This is a genomic window from Candidatus Omnitrophota bacterium, assembly GCA_028715965.1.
GTDB lineage: Bacteria > Omnitrophota > Gorgyraeia > Tantalellales > Tantalellaceae > JAQUQS01.
Genome location: JAQUQS010000043.1, coordinates 1 through 5,750, shown reverse-complemented (window position 1 = coordinate 5,750; position 5,750 = coordinate 1). Strand labels below are relative to the sequence as shown.

The 5,750-nt window shown below is 48.8% G+C and carries 1 protein-coding gene; it reads left to right on the top strand.

Going from position 1 to position 5,750, the window contains the following annotated elements; all coding sequences use genetic code 11:
• Nucleotides 1–5,750 (top strand): hypothetical protein (locus PHH49_08485; GenBank protein MDD5488975.1); only part of this gene is annotated, 5,750 nt, incomplete at both ends.

The window sequence follows — 5,750 nt, the reverse complement described above, 5'->3', positions numbered from 1 at the left end:
GCTGTCCCAGGAACAGATCACCGAAACCGGCACGAACCTCAATATTTCATACCAGGAAGAGACCTGGATGATGGACTACAACCTGTTTGGACAGGTACTCCATATGGGGAAAGCGTCCATTTATGATGACGGACGGATAGTATATGAAGCTGACTGGGATTTCGACGCTGAAACCGCCCTTGCCGGCGGTGGTATAGTTCCGAATTTTACCGATGAGACCAAGCCGAATTATTACCTTAACATCGGGTTCGGGCACAGGTTATACGACCAGCAGGGACGGCTGGTCAGTTCAACCACACTGATACAGGAACAGCGTACACGCCAGGATAATGGTAATACAATAACCGAATACTTTACGAGAAAACAGGTCAGCTACTCCGTGACCAAATACAACGACCTGGGGCAGGCGACAAGGATACACCAGGAGACCCGTAATTATATCTCCGGACCTACGATGGATGGCAGATCATACGAGCTCCCCGGAATGGTCGTAAAAGAGACAGATCTGGTCGATAGGACATATAGCGCGGCCGGACTTCTGACCCATTCCAAGATAGAGATACACGAACTCTCACCATCATTAACCGGCGGCGGGGATGGTGACGAGTTGATATATGTGTATTCGGATGGCGAATATCACTACCAGCAGGAGTGCACCGTAAGCAACAATAAGATAACCAGAACGGGTCATGGACTGGTCAATGGAGACAGGATAAAACTTGATGGCACGGTATTACCCGGAGGAACTAAAGCCGGGACATTCTATTATGTTATAAACGTCACCGCGAACACTTTCCAGATATCCTTGAACGGGACCACCGCGCTGACCTTGACAAGCTCCGGAACAGCCGTTACATACAGCTTGATGGAAATGGCGGCAACGGTCAACGCGAGCGCAGACACTATTACAAGTACGGGACATAAAATATCTAACGGTGAAGTCGTCACGATCGTGGGGGACACTTTACCCGGAGGAATAAGCGCGGATGTCAAATATTACTGGGTCGTAGGGACAAATACGGACGCCAACAACTTATGCACGACATTCCAGTTACGGGACAAGAACGGGAACATAGTCAATATTACGTCAGCCGGCAGCAAGGTAAGGTTCAGAAGAACTATATTCGAAAGACAGGATTATAAATACACGGTCGAGACCAGTATTACCAGCTATGACACCGTCGGCCGTGTGAATAAAATGACCAGGACCACGGTGGCGAATTCCGTTACCAGTACCGAGACGGATATCAGCAACAGGACATATAACAGCAAAAGCCAGCTTTTAACATCCAACATCCGGGTCACCGAAGCCGGAAAAACAACTGACATCTCAACTGTTATACATGGTTATAACGAATTCGGCCTTGTAACGCGTATGACCAGGAATATCACCTCCGGCGGGATCACCACGATAGAGACGGATGAAAGATATGTAATGAAATCGGATAACAGCGGTTTTGAATGGGTGAACTTCGACAGGATATATGATTTCCAGGGACGCTTGCTGGACCATTCGACCAGAACACATGTGGTAGGTTCGGATATAAGCCTGCAATCGAACGGTACTACTAACCTGATAACATGGGGAAGTAACCACGGCCTGGAGACCGGCGATACGATATATTTCGGGGAAGGCAATCTGCCCTCCGGATTGATCGCGGGCAAGGCGTATGAAGTGCTCAAGAATGACGACAAAAGCGTATATCTGATCGAAGATCTCGAGTCTTTGGGCAATGGCGCGTATACGACCATCAACGGCACCTGGTATGGCCCGTATTCTAAAACGGATTTCTATAACCAGACCGGTATAAACGTGACCGGTAACGGCATGTCCCTGTACCTGTCAGGCGTTGAGTATAAAACTTACTTCCTGACCTCTACGAATTTCGTACTTGTAACGCCGACCGAGTATACGCGTTTGAGCAGCTATAAGGTATTCTTCATCAATTCCACCCAATACATCTTTGTCTCACAAGCGGACTACACACGTCTTAACAATATCGATTTCGATGCCGTTCTGACTAACGCCAGTGGAGACCTGTTCTTTATTGAGTTCGTTGACATAGGGTCTTCCTCTAATTTCCATCTTGAGGTCGACACATCCACATATACCCACAACTATCCCGGCGAAATATCGATATTGGGCAGGAACCTGATCGTTTACAAGGAAACATGTGAACTGGCCGCCGGCAAGATCTCATGGTCTAAAGATGCCGCACCGAGGCAATATGACAGCCAGGGACGTCTCTTGAAATCCTTCGAGGTAATTATTGAGGCCGACCTTACGCTTATAAGCAAAGCTTTAAAGATCAATAAGTCCAATTGGATGGAGATACTCAGCCAGCTTGCCGGCAAGAATGAGGACGACGGTATTACCGCGTATTTCCTGAAGACCGAGATACTCTCATATGACGAAAAAGGCAATATATCGAGGATGCGTATCACTACGTACAAAGGCGGCGTGAAGACCGTGGAAGAGGATATAGCGGACAGGCGTTACGATGAGAAAGGACGCCTTATATACTCGCTTAAAACCATCACTAAAACCGATGGGGATCATGAGCATGTTACCACGATAGAGACCAAAATAGAGGCCTTTAATGATCTCAACCAGGCCACGCGGATATCCCGCATGATAATCGAGGGCGATAAGATCACGTTCGAACGCGATATAGAGGACCGTTTGTATGACGCACGCGGTAACCTCATCTACTCGAATATCGAAATAACCGAATGCACCATGAACAGTGATCCGGGCATCCGTCTGGCCAACGGATTCCTTGCCGGGGACATAGATTTTGACGGCAATGTCGACTATGATGACCTGGACATATTCAAGGGGCTTTATCGGACTACGACCGATGATCCGGGCTTCAACGCTACGGCCGACATTGACGGTAACGGCAAGATATCATTGGGCGACCTGTCGTTCTTAGCCGCGAATTTCAGAAGAAGTCTGTTCACGGACCTTACGGTGGATCGCACATATTACCGCAAGACCGAAATATCCAAATATGATGTCGCCGGACGGATACTAAGGATGAAGACCACGACGTTAGAGGACAATAAGATCGAGATCGAGGAAGATATCGAGGACAGACGATATGACTGGCAAAGCCGATTAATAAGCTCGAATGTCAAGATAAGTAAAGGAGAGCTGCAAAACTCGCCATTTTCGTTCACGGCGCCTACAGGTCCCCAGGTCTACGGCCCGGTCCAAAAAAGCGAAGAAGACGGATATATACCACTCAGGTTCAGCGTGCCGGACCCGGAGAACGTAGTTTACGGCCCGGTCCAGCGATCGGCCGATGATGTTAGATCGGAAAAGATCATTACCTTGACCAAAGCAAATCGCGGCATATATCGCAGCGACGCCGTAAAGATCGAGAGTTCTTATACCGTCGAGACCACGATATCGTCCTACAATGTGAATGATCAGGTCCTCCGGATGGCGACAACTACGAACGAGAACGGGGGGACGATCAGACGGGAAGATGTCGAGGACAGGGAATACAACGAAGATGGCAGGCTCGACCATTCAAGCGTTCAGGTCACCGAGTATGCAGAGAATGATAAGATGAATATCGAGATCACGGACTTTGATCCCGACAATGATACGTTTAAGGTCGTTGATCACGGTCTTCTGGATGGCGACATGCTGGTCCTTAATATAGGCATGGACTCCGGACTCTCCGAAAAAGTCTATTATGTCATCCGGGTTGACGATGATACTTTCAAGTTATCGGAAAAACTCGGTGGCGATGTGCTGGACATCCAGAATATCGACTCGGAGTTCAATGTTACCTTCATTCAGAACAGATATACGGAAGAGACCTTCCTGCGGAAATATGATGATAAAGGCAATGTGCTCAGAATGGAACAGATAACCAGGCAGGGAGATGTGGTCTCAAGCATAATGGACACTGAAGACAGGCAGTACGACGACAAGAACCGGTTGATATATTCGATGCAGAAGATAACACGCGGAGAAGGGGCAAATGCCGATGTTTCGTACCTGGAAACCGATATAGAAGCTTATGATGAAAAGGACAATATCCTCAGGATGACCCGTAAGACCATTGAGAACACTATCTTTGATGGCTCGGGGAACTCCAATGACCTCACGGTGAACAATGGGATCAAATTCGTAGAGGTCACGTCGGGAGACAGCGTAGCGTATTTTGACGGCACATCATATCTGGACCTCAACAACATCGAGATGCCATCGGATGATATCTCAAGTGAACGCGTCGGCGAAAGGACCGGGGCCATGTGGTTCAAGGCCGAAAACACATCGGAACTGCAGGTTTTATACGAGGAGGGCGGTAAGGACAGCGGCGTCAACATGTACCTCTTCGATGGGAAAGTCTACGCCGGCTTATGGAACGGGAGTTTTGCCGTATGGTTAAGCGCCAATGTCAGCGTGGCTGAATGGCATACGGCGGCATATTCATTCTCAAGCGGAGACAATAACGACCCGGGAACGTTCAAATTGTATCTGGACGGGAAACTGGCCGACGAGGCCCATTTTGACGCTTTTGACGGGGTGGACATAAGCTCTAAAGGCTCCGCCATAGGTGGAGTTAAGGATGAAACGCGGTTCCATACGGGACAGGTGGACGAAGAAAGCTCGCGATATTTCTTCTCCGGCTCCATAGACGAAGTTACGTTCTATGACAGGATACTCGGCAGCTCCGAAGTAAGCATGCTTTCCAACAAAAATTCACCCATGGTATCGGCTAACGACCTTGCCGCGTATTATTCGTTCAATAACAATGAAACCGTCAGGATAGAATCCGATATCGAAGACCGGAAATACGATTCGGATGGGAATTTGTTGTACTCGAATACCAAAATAACGGAAAAGGGGAACGCCGGGGCGACCACGAGGGATGTCCAGGTAGATGGGAGCACGATAACGACCGCGGGCCACGGTTTTTCTGATGGGGACATGGTACGCATATCCGGCGGGAACATGAACGGTGTTTTCTATGTTAAATACGTTGATGAGAACTCCTTCCAGTTATCCGCCGCGCCCGGTGGAGCATCGATCCTTATGCCTGTAGGGCAGATGACACTTAATTTCACCCTGCTTGTCGATGACGTATATTCCATAGAAACAAGCTTCAATTCATACGATGCGGAAGGCAACGTACTGCAAATGGAACGCGTCATTACCACGGACGACGGGATACGGAAAGAAGTCGATCAGGAGGACAGGGTTTATGACTCAAAGGGCAGGCTTATCCATTCCAAGACCGAGGTATATGAAAAAGCGCACGGTTCCAGCGAAGTCGCGGCATCGTCGGTGGACGCGATGAACAACACGATCACCTCGAAAGATCACGGTCTCTCGGATGGAGACACAATAGTGTTAAGTGGATTGGCAGGCGCCGACAAAGACCAGATATTCTACGTGATAGTGATCAACCAGGATTGCTATAAAGTTTCAACTACGCCTGGCGGTACGCCGTTGGATATAACCACACAGACCGGCGTTGTCAGGTTCACGCGAATGGAAAAACAGACAGTTACAGAGGACATCAACAGGTATGACGCGTTCGGACATGTTCTCCAGAAAACCTCTACCATAGTCAACGGGACCGACATCACGACCACCAAGGACATGGAGAACCGGAAATATGATTCACAGGACAGGCTGATCTATTCAAACACGGAAACGACCGAAGGCACACTTGTTGTGGATATTTCATTCGCGGACGGTGCCCACACGACCGGCGGCTATCTGA